General features: G+C 68.7%; 18 protein-coding genes. 1 reads left to right on the plus strand and 17 read right to left on the minus strand.

From position 1 onward, the window contains the following. Positions 1-42: 42 nt before the first annotated feature. From hisIE to hisS, 11 genes are all read right to left on the minus strand, one after another. A complete protein-coding gene (gene hisIE, locus AC1DCU_RS11955; RefSeq protein WP_025874822.1) occupies positions 43-663 on the minus strand; it encodes a bifunctional phosphoribosyl-AMP cyclohydrolase/phosphoribosyl-ATP diphosphatase HisIE in 621 nt (206 codons plus the stop codon). Beyond that, entirely contained in the window at positions 653-1,429 is a 777-nt protein-coding gene (gene hisF, locus AC1DCU_RS11960) for an imidazole glycerol phosphate synthase subunit HisF (RefSeq protein WP_442251201.1), read from the minus strand. The genes hisIE and hisF overlap by 11 nt, the downstream gene beginning before the upstream one ends. Next, complete coding sequence (gene hisA / locus AC1DCU_RS11965; RefSeq protein ID WP_032975531.1) at positions 1,423-2,157, minus strand: 1-(5-phosphoribosyl)-5-[(5-phosphoribosylamino)methylideneamino]imidazole-4-carboxamide isomerase; 735 nt, start codon at positions 2,155-2,157, stop codon at positions 1,423-1,425. The genes hisF and hisA overlap by 7 nt, the downstream gene beginning before the upstream one ends. Next, positions 2,154-2,756, minus strand: a complete 603-nt coding sequence (gene hisH / locus AC1DCU_RS11970) for an imidazole glycerol phosphate synthase subunit HisH (RefSeq protein WP_025874829.1) — start codon at positions 2,754-2,756, stop codon at positions 2,154-2,156. Before hisH ends, hisA begins: the two co-directional genes overlap by 4 nt. After that, positions 2,753-3,826, minus strand: coding sequence for a bifunctional histidinol-phosphatase/imidazoleglycerol-phosphate dehydratase HisB (gene hisB / locus AC1DCU_RS11975; RefSeq protein ID WP_025874831.1), 1,074 nt, complete (start codon positions 3,824-3,826; stop codon positions 2,753-2,755). Before hisB ends, hisH begins: the two co-directional genes overlap by 4 nt. Next, the gene (hisC, locus tag AC1DCU_RS11980; protein ID WP_442251202.1) at positions 3,823-4,917 is read right to left on the minus strand and encodes a histidinol-phosphate transaminase; all 1,095 of its coding nucleotides are present in this window, start codon (positions 4,915-4,917) and stop codon (positions 3,823-3,825) included. The genes hisB and hisC overlap by 4 nt, the downstream gene beginning before the upstream one ends. Beyond that, positions 4,914-6,209 carry a histidinol dehydrogenase gene (gene hisD / locus AC1DCU_RS11985; RefSeq protein ID WP_442251203.1) on the minus strand — a complete coding sequence of 432 codons (1,296 nt, stop codon included), beginning with the start codon at positions 6,207-6,209 and terminating at the stop codon, positions 4,914-4,916. The genes hisC and hisD overlap by 4 nt, the downstream gene beginning before the upstream one ends. Continuing rightward, positions 6,206-7,117 (minus strand): ATP phosphoribosyltransferase, encoded by a 912-nt coding sequence (gene hisG, locus AC1DCU_RS11990; protein ID WP_033830971.1) that lies wholly within the window; start codon positions 7,115-7,117, stop codon positions 6,206-6,208. Before hisG ends, hisD begins: the two co-directional genes overlap by 4 nt. 34 nt (positions 7,118-7,151) lie before the next feature. Beyond that, entirely contained in the window at positions 7,152-7,460 is a 309-nt protein-coding gene (locus AC1DCU_RS11995; RefSeq protein ID WP_282280152.1) for a YerC/YecD family TrpR-related protein, read from the minus strand. A gap of 164 nt (positions 7,461-7,624) precedes the next feature. Then, positions 7,625-7,894, minus strand: a complete 270-nt coding sequence (locus AC1DCU_RS12000; protein ID WP_032975535.1) for a hypothetical protein — start codon at positions 7,892-7,894, stop codon at positions 7,625-7,627. Positions 7,895-7,917: 23 nt separating this feature from the next. Continuing rightward, positions 7,918-9,315, minus strand: coding sequence for a histidine--tRNA ligase (gene hisS / locus AC1DCU_RS12005; protein WP_025874842.1), 1,398 nt, complete (start codon positions 9,313-9,315; stop codon positions 7,918-7,920). Positions 9,316-9,454: 139 nt separating this feature from the next. Between hisS and AC1DCU_RS12010 the strand changes: the two genes are divergently transcribed. Then, positions 9,455-10,207 (plus strand): Crp/Fnr family transcriptional regulator, encoded by a 753-nt coding sequence (locus AC1DCU_RS12010; RefSeq protein WP_033830968.1) that lies wholly within the window; start codon positions 9,455-9,457, stop codon positions 10,205-10,207. Between the two features lie 102 nt (positions 10,208-10,309). Here the strand turns inward: AC1DCU_RS12010 and thrC are convergent, their stop codons facing one another. The 6 genes from thrC to AC1DCU_RS12040 form a co-directional block, all read right to left on the minus strand. Beyond that, positions 10,310-11,599, minus strand: a complete 1,290-nt coding sequence (thrC, locus tag AC1DCU_RS12015; RefSeq protein ID WP_442251205.1) for a threonine synthase — start codon at positions 11,597-11,599, stop codon at positions 10,310-10,312. A 29-nt stretch (positions 11,600-11,628) separates the two neighbouring features. Next, entirely contained in the window at positions 11,629-12,543 is a 915-nt protein-coding gene (locus tag AC1DCU_RS12020; protein WP_032976078.1) for a homoserine kinase, read from the minus strand. Next, positions 12,540-15,044, minus strand: coding sequence for a bifunctional aspartate kinase/homoserine dehydrogenase I (thrA, locus tag AC1DCU_RS12025; RefSeq protein ID WP_442251206.1), 2,505 nt, complete (start codon positions 15,042-15,044; stop codon positions 12,540-12,542). Before thrA ends, AC1DCU_RS12020 begins: the two co-directional genes overlap by 4 nt. A gap of 85 nt (positions 15,045-15,129) precedes the next feature. Then, the gene (locus AC1DCU_RS12030) at positions 15,130-15,267 is read right to left on the minus strand and encodes a hypothetical protein (protein WP_200867501.1); all 138 of its coding nucleotides are present in this window, start codon (positions 15,265-15,267) and stop codon (positions 15,130-15,132) included. 138 nt (positions 15,268-15,405) lie between these two features. Beyond that, positions 15,406-16,356 (minus strand): DMT family transporter, encoded by a 951-nt coding sequence (locus AC1DCU_RS12035; protein ID WP_442251207.1) that lies wholly within the window; start codon positions 16,354-16,356, stop codon positions 15,406-15,408. 67 nt (positions 16,357-16,423) lie between these two features. After that, positions 16,424-17,143 (minus strand): helix-turn-helix domain-containing protein, encoded by a 720-nt coding sequence (locus AC1DCU_RS12040; protein ID WP_032976082.1) that lies wholly within the window; start codon positions 17,141-17,143, stop codon positions 16,424-16,426. Positions 17,144-17,205 lie beyond the last annotated feature (62 nt).

The following is a 17,205-nucleotide window of genomic DNA, read 5'->3' on the forward strand; positions in this document are numbered from 1 at the left end:
TGATCATSGGGTTGCCGGCCAGCGGCCGGCGCTACCGCACCTCTAACGATGGCGCTTTTCCAGCACGTCGCGGGCATCTTCCAGCGACAGCCCGCGCGCGCGCAGCAGCACCAGCAGGTGGTACAGCAGGTCCGACGCCTCGCCCAGCAAGGCCTCATCGTCCTGCGCCACCGCGGCCAGCGCCGTCTCCACGCCTTCCTCGCCCACCTTCTGCGCGATGCGGCGGATGCCGCCTTCGAACAGGGACGTCGTATAGCTGCCGGAGGGGCGCAGCGCCTCACGCACGGCGACCAGCTGGTCCAGGCCACCGAGGAAGTCCTTCGGTGCGCCGTCGAAGCAGCTTTCCGCGCCGGTGTGGCAGGTCGGACCTGCCGGGCGCGCCAGCACCAGCAGCGTATCGGCATCGCAATCGACGCTGATCGACTGCACCGCCAGCACATTGCCGGACTGCTCGCCCTTGGTCCAAAGACGCTGCTTGCTGCGGCTGAAGAAGGTCATGTGGCCGATGGCCAGCGTCGCTGCCAGCGACTCGGCGCTGACGTAACCCAGCATCAGCACCTGCAGGGTGTCGGCGTCCTGCACAACGGCCGGCAGCAGCCCATCGCCCTTGTCCCAGTCCAGCGTTTCCAGCGCCTGCGGCGACGGCCGCACATCAATAGACATCCCGCACCTCGATCTGCTGCTCGCGCAGGTAGCGCTTCAAGTCGGGAATGGCGATGGCGCCACTGTGGAATACGCTGGCCGCCAGCGCACCGTCAACGTCGGCCTGGTCAAAGGCCTGGGCGAAGTGCTCCATCGTACCCGCACCGCCCGATGCGATGAGGGGCACCTGGCACAGCGCACGTGCCTGGCGCAGCTGCTCGACGTCATAGCCACGGCGCACGCCATCGCTGTCCATGCAGTTCAGCACGATCTCGCCGGCACCCCGGCGCTGCGCCTCGACGATCCAGTCCAGCGTGCGCAGCGGCACTGCCTGGGTTTTGTCCGGGTCGCCGCTGAAACGGCGCACGCGCCACTGGCCGTCGTCCTCGCGTACCGAGTCGACACCGACCACCACGCACTGCACGCCGAATTCTTCGGCCAGTTCGCTGATCAGTTCCGGGCGGCCCAGCGCGGGCGAGTTGATCGAGATCTTGTCCGCACCGGCGAACAGCACACGACGCGCGGTCTCCACGCTGTCGATGCCGCCGGCCACGCAGAACGGGATATCGATCAGGCGCGCGATGCGCTCGATCCAGGCCACGTCCACCGACCGTGCCTCCGGGCTGGCGCCGATGTCATAGAACACCAGCTCGTCGGCACCCTGGTCGCGATAGCGCTGCGCCAGTTCAGCGATGTCCCCCATGTCGACGTGATCGCGGAAACGCACGCCCTTGACCACGCGGCCATCGCGCACGTCCAGGCACGGAATGATCCGGCGGCTCAGCATGCCAGCGCCTCCGCCAGGTCCATGCGCTGTTCCAGCAATGCCTTGCCGAGGATCGCGCCGCCACAACCGGCGGCCTGTGCCGCAGCCACGTCGGCCACATCGCGGATACCGCCTGACGCCTGTACCGCCACGCCCGGCAGCAACGCTGCGAGGTGCTGGTACAGGCTGATGTTGGGCCCGGCGAGCATGCCATCGCGGGCGATGTCGGTGCACAACAGGTGACGCATGCCGGCCTGTGCATAGCGTTCGGCCAGCGCATCCAGGGTCACCCCCGCGTTCTCGGTCCAGCCATGCACCGGCAGCTGCCATTGCCCCTGCGCGTCCTGCCGTGCATCGAGGGCGATGGTCAGCCGCTCCGGGCCGAACTCGCCCAGCCAGCCGATCACCTGCGCCGGCTCGCGCACCGCCAGTGAGCCGATCACCACGCGGCTGGCGCCGGCATCGAGGATGCGTGCCACGTCGTCACGGCCACGCACGCCGCCACCGGTCTGCACCTGCAGCGGGGTCTGCGCACGGATCGCGGCCAACAGCGGCGCCAACGTGTAGCCACCGGCACGTGCGGCATCCAGATCGACCAGGTGCATCCACTGTGCGCCCTGCGTGGCGAATGCCTGCGCACGCGGCAGCGGGTCGTCGCCATAGTGGGTTTCCTGCGCGTAGTCGCCCTGGCGCAGCCGCACGACGCGGCCGTCGCGGATATCCAGTGCGGGGTAGACGATGAAACTCATGCAGCGGTGCCCTCGAGGAAATTGCGCAGCATCAGCGAACCGGTATCGCCGGACCGCTCGGGATGGAACTGGGCGCCGAAGTAGCGGCCCTGCTCGACCACGGCGGTGAACAGGCCGCCGTGATCACAGGCGGCGACGGTATGGCTGTTCAGCGGCGCGGCATAGCTGTGCACGAAGTACGCACTGGCGCGCTCGGGAACCCCCTGCAGCAGCAGCGACGGGCGCAGCGGCAGCAGCCGGTTCCAGCCCATGTGCGGCACGCGGATGCCACAGGCCGGCACCAGCTTGCGCACCACGCCGGGGATCAATCCCAGCGTATCCACGCCGGCCTCTTCGGAGCGGTCAAACAACAGCTGCATGCCCAGGCAGATGCCCATCAAGGGCACCTGCAGCTGGCGCAGCGGCTCGACCAAACCCTGCGCATGCAGGCGCTGCATGCCGGGGCCGGCCGCGCCGACGCCGGGCAGGATCACCCGTTGCGCGCCGGCCAGGCCTTCGGCATCGCGGACCAGCTTCACCGTCGCACCGAGCCGTTCCAATGCGTAGCGCACCGAACCCAGGTTGGCACCGCCGGCATCGATCAGTACGACCTCGCTCACAGCGCCCCCTTGGTGGTCGGCAAGGCGGTGCCCTGCCGCGCCAGTGCCGGCCGCAGTGCACGTGCCAGGGCCTTGAAGCAGGCTTCAACCTTATGGTGGTCGTTGTCGCCACGCACCTGCAGGTTGAGGTTCAGCCCGCTGGCATCGCACAGCGAACGGAAGAAGTGCGGGACCAGCTCGGTCGGCATGTCGCCCACGCGCTCGCGCTTGAACTCGCCTTCAAACACGAAATACGGGCGGCCACTGAAATCCAGCGCAGCGCTGGCCAGGGTTTCATCCATCGGCAGGGTGAAGCCGTAACGGCCGATGCCGCGCTTGTCGCCCAGCGCCTCGCGCAGGGCCTGGCCCAGTGCAAGGCCGGTGTCTTCGATGGTGTGGTGCTCGTCGATGTGCAGGTCGCCCTCGGCGCGGATGTCCAGGGCGAAACCGCCGTGCTTGCCGATCTGCTCCAGCATGTGGTCGAAGAACGGCAGGCCGGTGTGGATGTGCGCATCGCCGGCACGATCCAGATCCAGCTCGACGCGGATCTTCGTCTCCTTGGTATTGCGCTGGACCACCGCCGTGCGTGGTGCATCGGCCAGTGCGTGGGCGATGCCCGGCCAGTCCCACTCGCCGCCGAACTGTTCGGTGCGCAGCTGGAAACCACGGATGTTGAGGTTGTCGGCGAACTGCAGGTCGGTGATGCGGTCGCCCACCATGCCCGAGCGCGCCCAGTCGATGCTGCGGTCCTGCAGGTAGGCCGTCATCAGGCCGATGCCCGGCTTGCGAGTCGGCGCGTTGTCGTGCGGCCAGCTGCAGTCGACCAGCACGTCACGGAAAACGATGCCCTGGCTTTCGAAGATCTGCAGCATCAGGTCATTCGGGCCATCGAAGCTGGCGCGCGGGTAGCTCTCGCTGCCCAGACCGTCCTGGTTGGTGACGATCACGAACTGGTAGCCGGCATCGCGCAGCTTCAGCAGCGCCGGGATCACCTGCGGCACGAAGCGCAGCTTCTCGTAGGCGTCGATCTGGAAATCCGCCGGCTCCTCGATGAGGGTGCCGTCGCGGTCGATGAACAGGATCGGCGTCATGCCGCGGCCCTCCGTGCCGACAGGGCCGCAAGCACGCGGTCGTTCTCTTCGGGGCTGCCGATGCTGATACGCAGTGCGTCACCCAGCTGCGGTGCGGCGCGCTGGTCGCGCACCACCACGCCGGCAGCAAGCAGCGCGTCGAACGCCGCCTGCGCATCGGCAAAGCGGACCAGCAGGAAGTTGCCGGCCGAGGCGTATACCCGGCCGATGCCAGGCAGGCCCTGCAGGCTGTGGTGCAGGCGCTCGCGCTCGGTGATGACCGTGGCTACCCGCTCAGCGGTGCGCGCAAGCGCGGCCGGCTGCAGCGCCTGCACGGCCAGCTCGGCGCACGGCGTCGGCACCGGGTACGGCGCCTGGCATCGGCGCAGCACGGCAATCAGTTCCGGCGCGGCGATCAAGGTGCCCATACGCGCGGCGGCCAGTGCGTGCGCCTTGGACAACGTGCGCAGCACTGCCAGGTTGGCGTGCGCGGCAAGCAGCGTGGTCGCCGAAGCGCGCTGCGCGTACTCGACATAGGCCTCGTCCACCACCACCAGCGCCTGCCCGCGCAGGGCAAGGGCCACGCGCTCGATCTCCGCCAGCGGGATATCGCTGCCGGCAGGATTGGACGGCGCGCACAGGAACACCAGCGTTGCGCCCTGCCCCTTGGCCATAGAGATGACCGCTTCCAGGTCCGTGCGCAGGCCCTCACCATCGTCAATCAGCGGCACCTCGATCAACGGCGCACCCTGCAACCGCGCACAGACTGCGTACATGCCGAATACCGGCGGCGTCACCAGCACGCCGTCGCGGCCGGGCACGCACAGGGCGCGCACCAGCAGATCGATCGCCTCGTCGCTGCCACGACCTACCAGCAGCTGTTGCGGCTGCACGCCGTACAGCGACGCCAGCGCATCACGCAGCGCAGCCGGTTGCGGTTCCGGGTAGCGGCGGCAGCCCCCCGTGGCGTCGGCCGGGTTGGCCCACGCCGATTCGTTCGCGTTCAACCACACCTCGCCCTGCACCGCGCTGCTGCGCGCCGAACTGTAGCCGGCAAAGGCCTGCAGGTCCGGCCGTACCAGGGCCAGCACGCCGTCGATGTCCGCGCTCATGCGGCCACCTCCATGCGCAGTGCCACCGCACGTTCGTGCGCATCCAGTCCTTCGGCGCTGGCGATGATGCGCGCGCAGCCACCGATCGCGGCCAGGCCAGCGGCGGTCGCGCTCTGTACGCTGATCAGGTTCTGGAAGCTGGCCACGCTGACGCCACTGTAGGCGCGCGCGGCACCGGCGGTGGGCAGCACGTGGTTGGTGCCGCTGCAGTAGTCACCCAATGCTTCCGGCGTGTAGTCGCCGAGGAACACCGAACCGGCCGCCTGCACCTGGTCCAGCCACGCGCGCGGTTCGCGCAGGGCCAGGATCAGGTGTTCGGGGGCGTAGCGGTTGCTGATCGCAAACGCATCGGCCAGCGATTCCACCTGGATCAACTGCGATGCCGACAGCGCCTGGCGGGCGATGTCCTGCCGCGGCAGCAGGGCCACCTGGCGCTCAACTTCGGCCTCGACGGCCGCCAGCATCGCCGCGTCATCGGTCAGCAGCAGCACCTGGGAATCCGGGCCGTGCTCGGCCTGCGACAGCAGGTCGGCGGCAACGAATGCAGGGTTGGCACCGGCATCGGCGATTACCAGCACTTCCGAGGGACCGGCCGGCATGTCGATGGCGGCGGCACCGTCCTGTGCCACCTGCTGCTTGGCCTCGGTGACGAAACTGTTGCCCGGCCCGAACAGCTTGTCGCTCGCCGGGATGCTTTCGGTGCCATAGGCCATCGCCGCGATCGCCTGCGCACCACCCAGCTTGAACACGCGTTGCACACCGGTCAGTCGCGCGGCCACCAGCACCGCAGGATCGGCCGTACCGTCGGCACGCGGCGGGGTGCACAGCACCACCTGTGGGCAACCGGCCAACTGCGCCGGCACGCCCAGCATCAGCGCGGTGGACGGCAGTGGCGCACTACCGGCCGGCACGTACAGCCCAACCCGGCCGATCGGCCGCAGCACACGCTCGCAGACCACGCCCGGCGCGGTTTCCACCGTATAGCCCTGGCCCATGCCGGCTGCGTGGAAGCGGGTGATGCGTTCGGCCGCTTCCACCATGGCCTGGCGCAGCTCGGCCGGCACCGCGGCATCGGCAGCTGCGAACTCGGCTGCGGAAACTTCGAAATCCTGCAGATCCACGCCATCGAAGCGCGCGGTGATCGCGCGCAGCGCGGCGTCGCCCTGCGTGCGCACCTGCGCGATCAGCGCGGCCACCGCATCACGGGTCTGCTGCGCCACGGTCTGCACCGGGCGGGTCAGCGCCGCGCTGCGTGCGGCCTCGTCAAGTTGCGACCAGATCAGACGATTCATGCCAGCGACCGCTCCACGCTCAGTACCATCAGGCCCTGGGCGCCGGCGCGCTCCAGTTCTTCCATGCGCTGCCAGGTCAATGGACCGGGGCACATGGTCTGCAGGCGCAATGCACCGCCATCGGCAGGCAAACGCACCAACGGTTCGGCATCGGCCAGCAGCTGCGACAACGCGTCGACGCGGTCCTCGCTGGCGCGGAACATCAGCAGCTTGCGGTCCTGCCGCTGCACCACACCGTCCAGGCGGCGCAGCAGCATGCTGCGCAGCGCGCCGCGCGCATCATCGGGAACGCGTACTGCACCGGCCAGCACGGCTTCGCTGTCGAGCAGGTTGTGCACCGGGGTGAGCTGGTTGGCACGCAGCGTGGCGCCGCTGGAGACCAGGTCGCAGATCAGGTCGGCGGTGCCCAGGCGCGGCGCGATCTCCACCGAGCCGGACAGTTCCACCACCTGTGCATCCACGCCCTGCGCGGCCAGCCACTGCTTGAGGATGGCCGGGTAGCTGGTGGCGATGCGGGTACCGGCCAGTTGTGCCGGCCCCTGCCATTGCCAGTCTTCCGGCACCGCCAGCATCAAGCGGCACTGGCCAAAGCCCAGCCCCCGTAATGCCTGGTAGGCATCGGCCAGCCCGATCTGGCGACGCGCGGCCGCCTGTTCGTCCAGTTCATTGCGGCCGACGATGCCCAGGTCGCAGACGCCATCGGCGATCAGGCCGGGAATGTCGTCGTCGCGCACCAGCAACAGGTCCACCGGCAGCGATTCGCCGTAGCAGAACAACTTGTCGCGGCTCTCGCGCCAGCTCAGGCCACAGGCACTGAGCAGGTTGCGGGCGGGCTCGGCCAGCCGGCCACTCTTCTGGATGGCGATACGCAGCCGGTCTCGCGCCGGCGCTGCCTGGGTTGCACTCATGGGGGAGGTCTCGAAGTCTGGAACGGGGCGCGGATCAGCGCGAAGCAAGGCGGTCGACAGCGGCGGCATAGCCTCGATGGCCATGCTCGAGCGTGCGTGCCACCCGTCCGGTGGTGGTCACGCTGACGCCGGTGCGCTCGTGGATCTCGCGGTAGGGCACGCCCTGCTGCAGCAGCGGCACCACCTTCCAGCGGTCGGCCATGGCTTCCAGCTCGGCTGGCGTGCACAGGTCACGCAGGAAGGCGACCACCTGCTCCGGCTCGCGCAGCGCGGCAAAGGCCTGGGCCAGGGATTCAAGATCGGCGTGCGGGTCTTTGGCGGCGATGTCGGGGCGGGCTTTCACGGGCAGGGCTCTTGCATCAATGTAATAGCGCGTTAGTACATTAACGCATTCTTGCAGGCCGCGTCAAAGGCACGACCAGGTTCCGCCAGGCCCGTTCAGGCAGCGGAAACGAAAACGCCCACCGGGTGGTGGGCGTTCGGATGCGGCAATGGACAGGGCTTCGATCAGGGCAGGCAGCGGACCTCTGCCTGCAGCGCGCCGCGCCGCAGGCATTCACCGAACAGGCTGCCCTGCCGGCTGGGACGAGGCTGCAGGTTCCGCAGCGCTCCTGCCCGGCCCGGGCACGCCCGCTCGGCAAGGGCCTGCAGATCCTGCTCAAGCTGCGCTCGATCCATCACATGGCAGCGATCAGCCACCAGCTGGTAATTCGCAGGGCCGATCCGGGTGCTGCGCAACGCCGGATCGCTCTGGCATGCCGCCAGCAGGAACAGCATCAGTGTTCCTGCAGCGGCACGCGTCACGGCATGACCCGCGACTGCTCCAGTTCCACCTGCAGGGTGCTGGCCAGTTCATCACGGGAGACTTCGAACTGCTGCTCGCGCAGCAGGTCCTTCACCGCCACCACGCCGCGCGCCAGTTCGTCCTCGCCAGCCAGCACCACGAAACGGATACCGGCCTTGGCCGCGTACTGGAACTGCTTGCCGATCTTCTTCGGCTCCATCTGCACTTCGGTGTTGATGCCACCGGCGCGCAGGCGGCGGGCGATGTCCAGCGACTGCGGCATGCCCTGCTCGTCCATCAGCGCCACCAGCGCCTGCACGCTGCTGGCCTCGATACCCTCGATCAGGCCAGCTTCGCGCAGCTGCCAGAACAGGCGCGACAGGCCGATGGAAATGCCCACGCCCGGCAGCTTGGACTTGCTGTAGTGGCTGGCCAGGTCTTCATAACGGCCACCGGAACAGATCGACCCGATCTGCGGGTGGTCGGTCAGCGTGGTCTCGTACACCGTGCCGGTGTAGTAATCCAGGCCACGTGCAATGGAGAAGTTCAGGCAGTACGCGCTTTCCGGCACGCCCAGTGCCTGCACCAGCTGCAGCACTTCGCGCAGCTCGGCCACGCCGGCACGCAGGATCTCCGAGGAACCCGCACCGTCTTCCAGCGCTGCCAGCTGTGCCAGCGCATCGGCATGACCCTGCGAACGCACGGCGACGAAGGCCAGGATCTTCTCGACCTGTTCGGCCGGAATGCCGAAGCCCTCGCCCACCAGCGTCTCGCGCACGTAGTCGGGGCCACGCTTGTCCAGCTTGTCCACCTCGCGCAGCACTGCCAGCTGTCGTTCGCCCTCGGCCACGCCCAGGCTTTCGAAGAAGCCGCGCAGCAGCTTGCGGTTGTTCAACTGGATGCTGAAGTCACCGATGCGCAGTTCGGCAAATACCGCATGGATGACCGCCAGCACTTCGGCGTCGTAACGCACGCTCAGGCTGTCCTTGCCGATCACGTCGATGTCGCACTGGTAGAACTCGCGGAAGCGGCCGCGCTGGGCGCGCTCGCCGCGGTACACGCGCTGCATCTGGTAACGGCGGAACGGGAAGGTCAGTTCGTGTTCGTGCTCGGCCACGTAACGCGCCAGCGGCACGGTCAGGTCGAAGCGCAGCGCCATCTCCGGCAGCGAACGATCGCCGGATTCAGCAGCGTTGGCCAGCGCGCCGGTGGACTGCACGAAATACACCTGGCGCTCGGTTTCGCCGCCGGACTTGGTCAGCAGCACATCGGACAGCTCGAACACCGGCGTCTCCACCGGCAGGAACCCGAAGCGCTCGTAGTTGCGGCGGATGACGTCCAGCATGCGCTGGAACGCAATCTGCTCGCGCGGCAGCAGTTCAAGGGTGCCGGGCGGGGTACGGGGCTTGATCACGGGCGGAGCTCCTGCAGAATCGGGGACGTGGGAGGGGGCGACATTCTAGCGCCCCGCATCGCTCAGCCGCAGATAAGGGGTCCAACGGCCGCTTGAAGTATCATAAAGCCCTCCCCCGCCCGCGATACGCCCACGCAACATGTCCCGGCCTTCCGGCGCTCCGCCCGCCACCAACGACCCCGCCGCGCCGTCCTGCGCCACGCTGGACTGCCTGCACTGCTCGGTACGCCACCTGGCGGTGTGCTCTGCGCTGTCGCCCGATGAGGTGCAGGCGCTGGAACAGGTGACCGTGTCGCAGCAGCTGGCGATGGGCAGCACCCTCGCCCGCAGCGGCGAAGAGCGCCAGCATGTCTATACATTGACCGGTGGCGCGCTGCGGCTGGTGCGCACGCTTGCCGATGGCCGTCGCCAGATCAATGGCTTCGTGCTGCCTGGCGATTACCTGGGCCTGAGCGGCAGCGACCACCATCGCTACGACATCGAGGCCATCGCCGACAGCCGCGTGTGCCGCGTTGCCCTGCCGCAGATGAAGGGCCTGCGCGCCCGCTATCCGCACCTGGAGCGCAAGCTGCTGCAGCGCGCCTGCCAGGAGCTGGACGCCGCACAGGATGCCGCGCTGGCGCTGGCACGCCTGCAGCCGGCGGAAAAACTCGCTGATTTCCTGCTTCGCCTGGCCGCGCGCGAGGCCAAGCTGGGCGGAGATGGCCTGCGCGTCTCCCTGCCGATGGGCCGCGGCGACATCGCCGATCATCTGGGCCTGACGATGGAGACGGTCAGCCGCACCTTCACCAAGCTGCGCCAGCAGGGGTTGATCGCCCTGCCCCATCTGAACGTGGTTGAGATCCTCGACGAGGATGGCCTGCGCACGCTGGCCGGTGACGTGCAGGGCTGAGCGCCCGATCAGTATCGGCTTGCCGGCCAGCGGCCGGCACTACCCGTGATGCGCGCTTCTGGTAGTGCCGGCCGCTGGCCGGCAACCACGCAGGCGCCTCCATCAACGCAACAACACCTCACGCAATGCCGCGTAGTGCGCCGCCAATGGTTCGGCATGTGCCGGACGCTGCAGCAATGCATCCAAGGCCGGCGGCACCGCCACTGCTTCACCGATCAACGGTTCCACCACCGCCTCGAACTTGGCCGGGTGCGCGGTAGCAACCACCGCCCAGTCACCCTTGGCGCCACCGGCGCGCAGATCCTGCAGCACCTTCACCGCCGTGGCCGTATGCGGGCAGAACAGTTCACCGTCGCTGGCATGCGCGCTGGCGATGGTCGCGCGGATGGTCACGTCATCCACCGCGAAGGCGCGGAACGCCGCCCGCAGCTCGGCATCGTCGCCCTGGTACAGCCAGCGCAGCCGCTCGAAGTTGCTGGGCGCGCCGACATCCATGGCGTTGGCCACGGTCACAATGCTGGCCGCGGGCTGGTACGGATCGCCACTGAAATAGCGCGGCAGCACCGCGTTGGCGTTGGTGGCCAGCACGATCTGCCCGATCGGCACGCCCAGCGCGCGCGCCAGCACTGCCGCCATCGCATTGCCGAGGTTGCCGGTCGGCACCACCAGGTTCAAGCGCCGCTGATGCTGCGCATGATGGCTCAGCGCCGCGTGCGCGTAATAGCTCATCTGCGGCAGCAGCCGGCCCAGGCTGATGCTGTTGGCGGAGCTCAGCGGCACCTGTGCCTGCAGATCGCGGTCGGCCAGCGCCTGCTTCACCATCGCCTGGCAATCATCGAACGAACCGGCCACCCGCAGCGCCTGGATGTTGTCGCCAAAGCAGCCGAGCTGGTGCGCCTGTCGCGGCGACACCCGCCCATCGGGATACAGCACCACCACGCGTACACCGGGCTGCCGATGGAAGGCCGCCGCTACGGCTGCACCGGTGTCACCGGAGGTGGCCACGACGATGGTCAGATCGCGGCCCTTGCCGGTCTGCAGCCGCGACAGCACACCGGCGAGGAAGCGCGCGCCGATATCCTTGAACGCCGCCGTCGGCCCATGGAACAGCTCCAGCACATGGTCACCGCTGTTGCGCAGCGCGCGCAATGGCACGGGGAAATCGAAGGCCTCACCGCAGATCGATGGCAAGGCCTCGGCCAGCACATCGCCCGAGAAGAACGGCGCCAGCAGGTCAGCGGCGGTATCGGCCAGGCTCGTACCGGCCTGCAGCGCGCGCGGCGCCGGCAGCACCTCCGGTACGTACAGGCCACCATCGGGGGCGAGACCGGCAGCGATGGCCGCACTGAGTCCAACGGCCGGCGACTGGCCGCGGGTCGAAACGAATTGCATGAGGTCGATATCCGGTAGGGAGGAAGGATTCAGCACAAGCAGGCTCCGGGTGCATCCAGCGGCGAGATCCAGGCATCACTGTCGAAGCCGGCAGCGGCAAACGCCGCACGCACCGGCTGCGCTGCCGCGCGCGCCCGGTCGGCATCTTCAAACCAGGCAAAGACGCTGGGCCCAGCGCCGGAAATGCCCGCGCCCATCGCGCCGGCGGCCAGTGCAGCATCGCGTGCCGCGTCGAAGCCCACGATCAGGCCCGCCCGCCGCGGTTCCACCAGCACATCGCGCAGGCCGGCGCGCACCAGCGAGGCATCGCTGCGATGGCAACCGCTCAACACCAGCGCCAGGTGGGCACTCTGCGCGACGAATTCGCCCAGCGCATAGCTGCCCTGCAGCGCCTGTCGTGCCCGCCGGGTCTCCAGCACCGCATGCGGATGCACCAGCAGGCTGTGCCAGCTGGCCGGTACCGGAATCGGCACCAAGCGATCAGCCGTGCACAGCGCCACGCCGCCCAGCAGCAGCGGGCCGACGTTGTCACCATGGCGGCCACCGCTGGCCACGGCTTCGCCATCCAGTGCGAACGGATACAGCGCCTCGCGCGGCAGCGGCATGTCCAGCACTGCATTGGCTGCCACCAGCGCGGCCACGCAGGAGGCCGCCGATCCGCCCATGCCGGAGCCGAACGGAATGCCCTTGTCGATCTCGATGGCGAAACCGAAGCCCAGCCCCAGCGCTGCACGCAGTGCGATCAGCGCGGCCCCTGCTGTATTGCCTGGTGCATCCAGCGGCAGTTCGACCGCACTGCCACGGATCGCATCGATGCGCACCAATGGTTCGTCGATGCGGCGCACGCTCACCGTATCGCCGATACCGGCGATGGCGTGGCCGAGGATGTCGAAGCCGACCGCCACGTTGGCCACCGATGCGGGTGCGAAAGCGCGTGCGATCACAGCCGCGCTCCTTCGCCGGCCGCCACCCGCAGCAGATCGGCGAACACGCCGGCAGCGGTGACTTCCGGGCCCGCGCCCGGGCCCTGCACCACCAGCGGGTTGTCGCAGTAGCGGCGGGTACGGAACTGCACCACGTTGTCGGTCAGCCGCAGGTTGGCGAACGCGTGGTCGGCCGGCAGCTCCTGCAGCCCGACCGACGCGCCATCCGGCCCCAGCCGCGCGACATAGCGCAGCACCGCACCGCGCTGGCGGGCATCGTGCAGCCGGGCCAGCAGCGCCTCATCGGAGGCACCCAGGCGGGCCATGAAATCGCCCACGCTTCCTTCGCGCAGCAACGCCGGCACCAGGCTCTCCACCTGCACCTGCTCCAGGCTGAGCGCGTGACCGGCCTCGCGGGCCAGGATCACCAGCTTGCGCGCAACATCCACGCCGGACAGGTCGTCGCGCGGATCCGGCTCGGTGTAGCCCATCGAGCGCGCCTGCGCGACCAGTGCCGAGAACGGCTGGCTGCCGTCAAAACGATTGAACAGCCAGGCCAGCGTGCCGGAGAAGATGCCTTCGATCGCCAGCACTTCGTCTCCGGTATCCACCAAGTCACGCAGCGTGGTGATCACCGGCAGGCCGGCACCCACCGTGGCCTCGTAGCGGAAGCGCGCACCACTGGCCGCCGCCGCCGCGCGGATGCGCTGGTAGCGTGCCAGCGGACCGGCGCCAGCCTGCTTGTTCGGGGTCACCACATGGATGCCGGCGGCCAGCCAGCCTTCATAGCGCTCGGCAACCTCTGCACTGCCACTGCAGTCGATCACCACCGCATGCGGCAGATGCGCGGCCAGCAGGTGCTCGGTGAAGTGGTCCAGATCGCTGGCCTGGCCGGCGTCCTGCAGCGCCTGGCGCCAGTCTTCATGCAGGCCATCGGCCTCCAGGCGCATGCGCGAGCGTGACGCAAGCGCGCGCAGGCGCAGATCGACATTGGCCTTGGCCAGCAACTGCGGGCGCGCCGCCAGCAGCTGGTCCAGCAGCGCAGCGCCAACATTGCCCGGACCGATCACCCCCACCGCGAACGTCTGCGGCGACAGCCAGAACCCGGCATGCGCGGCACGCAGCGCGCGGGTCGCGTCGGCGCTTGCCACCGCCACCGAGATGTTGCGTTCGGAGGACCCCTGCGCGATCGCCAGGATGTTCACCTGCGCCCGGCCCAGCGATTCGAACAGCCGTGCAGCCACACCCGGCTGGCCTGCCATGCCATCGCCCACGGCGGCCAGCACGCTGACGCCCTCGCTGACCTGCACGCGCTGCACCTGGCCGGCGGCCAGCTCGTGCGAGAACGCCTGCACCACGGCATCGCGACCACGCGCCGCTTCGCCTGCGCGGACAACACAGCAGATCGAATGTTCGGAAGAGCCCTGCGAGATCATCACCACCGAGACCTGTGCCTGGCGCAGCGCGGCGAACACCCGTTCGGCGGTACCCGGCACGCCGATCAGGCCGGTGCCTTCCAGGTTCAGCAGGGCCAGATCCGTGCTCAGCGTCAGCCCTTTCACCGGGCCACGTGGCGAGCGCTCGGCGCTGATCCGCGTACCCGGATGGCTGGGCTGGAAGGTATTGCGGATGAAGATCGGCAGGCCCAGCCGGATCGCCGGTGACATCGTCTGCGGATGCACCACTTTCGCCCCGAAATAGGCCAGCTCGCAGGCCTCGTCGTAGCTCAGCGCGTGCAGCTGCACGGCCTCCGGCACCAGCCGCGGGTCGGCCGACAGCACGCCGTCGACGTCGGTCCAGATATGCAGTTCATCGGCGGCGAACAGTGCGGCGAAGATCGCGCCGGAGTAGTCACTGCCGTTGCGGCCCAGCGTGGTGACGCGGTCCTGGCGGTCGCGGGCGACGAAACCGGTGGCGACCACGCGCGACTGCGGGTGCCGCAGCCGCCACGCGGCAAGGCGGCCGGCACTGGCATCCCAGTCGACATCCACGCCCAGTTCGCCGTGGCCGACCACCAGCACATCGCGTGCATCCAGCACCGCGCAGTCCTCGCCCAGCGCGCGCAGGTGGGTACCAAGCAACTGTGCGGAGAACACTTCGCCCAGGCCCTGCACGCGGTCGAGCACCTCGCGTGGCAGTTCGCCGATCACCGCCAGCGCGGCCAGCACCTCGGCCAACTGGTCGAAGCGTGCATCGATCCAGTCCACGGTATCGCCCACCTGCTCACCCAGCAGCGCTACCGCGGCACCCCGATGCCGCGCGCGCAGCGCATGCCACGCCTCCTGCCAGCCGGCATCGCCCTGGGCTGCCAGGTGCGCCAGTTCAATCAGCGCATCGGTAACCCCCTTCATGGCCGAGACCACGCTGACCTGCAACGACTCGGGGCGGGCCAGCAGCAGGCCGGCGACATGGCGATAGCGCTCGGCGTCGGCCACCGAGGTGCCGCCGAACTTGTGCACGACAGTGGACGGCGCGGCCAATGCGGACGCGGCAGGCGAATGGGCGGGAGCGATGGAAGACATGCAGACCTCGGTTGGAGGCCCCGTCGCATGCAGGTGGTCGAGTTTCCCCGTCACCTGGATGGTGCGGGGCCGTTGTTTTCGGGAGTTACACGAAGACGACGGGCCGCACCAGGGCAGTGGTGGCGGTGGTGGTGGTAATGGTGGTGGTGATGGCGACCGGCGCAGTCGAACGGCCCGCGGTAGCGGGGGCGATCAGGCGGGCGTTGGCGGCATCAAGGACCATGGCCTACAGAAAACACCGCCGCGATGGCCGCTGTCAAGTGTTGCGGCGCAATATTTCCATGCAGCGATCATCGGCCAACGTGCCGGCATTTGGTTGCAACTGAGACCAACAGGTGATCGTCGCCCTCAATGCGTCGATTCAGCCGACATGTTCGGTGATTGCGCGCGGCGTGCGATGCGCATGCGCGCACAACAGCACCCCGCCCACCAGCAGCACGATCGCCAGCAGTTCCAGCAGGCTGGGCCAGCGCCGCTGCCAGGCGAAGGCGTACAGCAGCGCGAACAGGGTCTCGAACACGATCATCTGCCCGGTCAGGGTCAGCGGCAGCAGGCGACTGGCCCGGTTCCAGAACGCATTGCCGAGGATCGAGGCGACCACCGCCACGCTGGCGCTGATGGCCCAGAACCCACCCCATTGCGCAGCCGTATGCGCCTGGTTGTGTCCACTGAACGCCATCGGCACCAGCAGCAGCGACAACCCGCCGGTGGGGACGCCGGTCAGCAGTGACCAGTCGTGGCTGGAAAGGTCGGGCCGCCGCGACAGCCAGCGGCTGTTGCCGATGGAATACAGCGCCCACGAGAACAACGCACCGAACGCGCACAGCAGGCCGATCAGGCGTTGCCGCCAAGGCGTGCCCAGATGCTCGGACATCAGCGCCTCCCAGCCGACCATCGCTACGCCGAGCACGCACAGCGCCAGCGCCGGCAGCAGCTGCTTCAACGGCACCGCACCCTGCTCGCGCACGCCCACCAGGGTGACCACGACCGGAATCAGGCCGACAATCAACGAAGCAGCGGCGCCACCGGCCCACTGCACCGCCGTGGCCAACAGCAGGAAGTACACCAGGTTGCCGGCCAGGCTGAGCCACAACAGGCCGATCCACTCGGCGCGACCGAGCTTCGGCGCCAGCCGCTTCCAGCGCGGCAGCAGCAGGACCACGGCGATCAGGCCATAAACCAGATAGCGGCCGGCGGAAAGCTGCAGGGCATTGAACGTGCTCAACACGGCGGGCGCGAGGAAGACCACGCCCCACAGCGCACCGGCGGCGATGCCATTGGCGATGCCCAGGGCAATCGGGTTGTTGCGCATTGCAGGTTCACAGCAAGAACGGGCCGCGCAGTGTAAGCGGCCCCTTGCCGACCGGTCTTGACCGAGGCTACTGCCGGTTCGCTTCCGCAGTGTTGGGTGTGGCTCGCCGCCATGCCGCCGGCGTCTGCCCGCATTCGCGGCGCAGCGCACGGGTCAGTGCACTCTGCTCGGAATACCCTGCGGCCAGTGCGATATCGCTGATCGATGCCGGGCTGACCCGCAACTGGTGCTTGGCCCAGCGCAGGCGGCTGGCACTGAGCCACGCCTGCGGGCTGAGCCCGAACTCACTCCGGAACACCGCATGCAGGCGGCTTTCGCTGATGCCGACAAAGGCAGCCATGCGCGCTACCGACCATGCCTGCCCCGGTATCGCCTCGACCGCAGCGCACAGGCCCTGCAGGCGCGCACCACTACCGGCAGGCGCGAAGACCCGCAGCAGTTCCGGCAGCAGCGCTGGCACAGGCCGGCCCGTCTGCACCTGGGCAAGCCGCTGCCGCAGCGACAGCGGGAGATGCAGCCAGCGCTGCCGGCACAGGTGCTCCTGGGTCGCGTCATCGAGCACGCCCGGCCCGCAGTCGACAATCACGAAACCATTGGGGCCGTCGGCCATCTGGTCGTGCGCCTCGCCGGCCGCCACGAATGCGCCCTGCAGCAGGTCAAGACGGCCGCCCCTGCCCTCCATCTCGAACTGCAGCTCACCCTGCAGCGGCAGCACCCACTGCGCATAGCCGTGGCGATCCAGGCCGGTGGCCTGACCGTAGTGCCGTAGATGGAAGATGGCGCCCATCCGAGCAGTCTGCGCGTGTAACACTTGCCGTGCAAACCGCTGCTATAGTCGGCCCGTCATCC

Source organism: Stenotrophomonas sp. 10L48 (assembly GCF_056395105.1).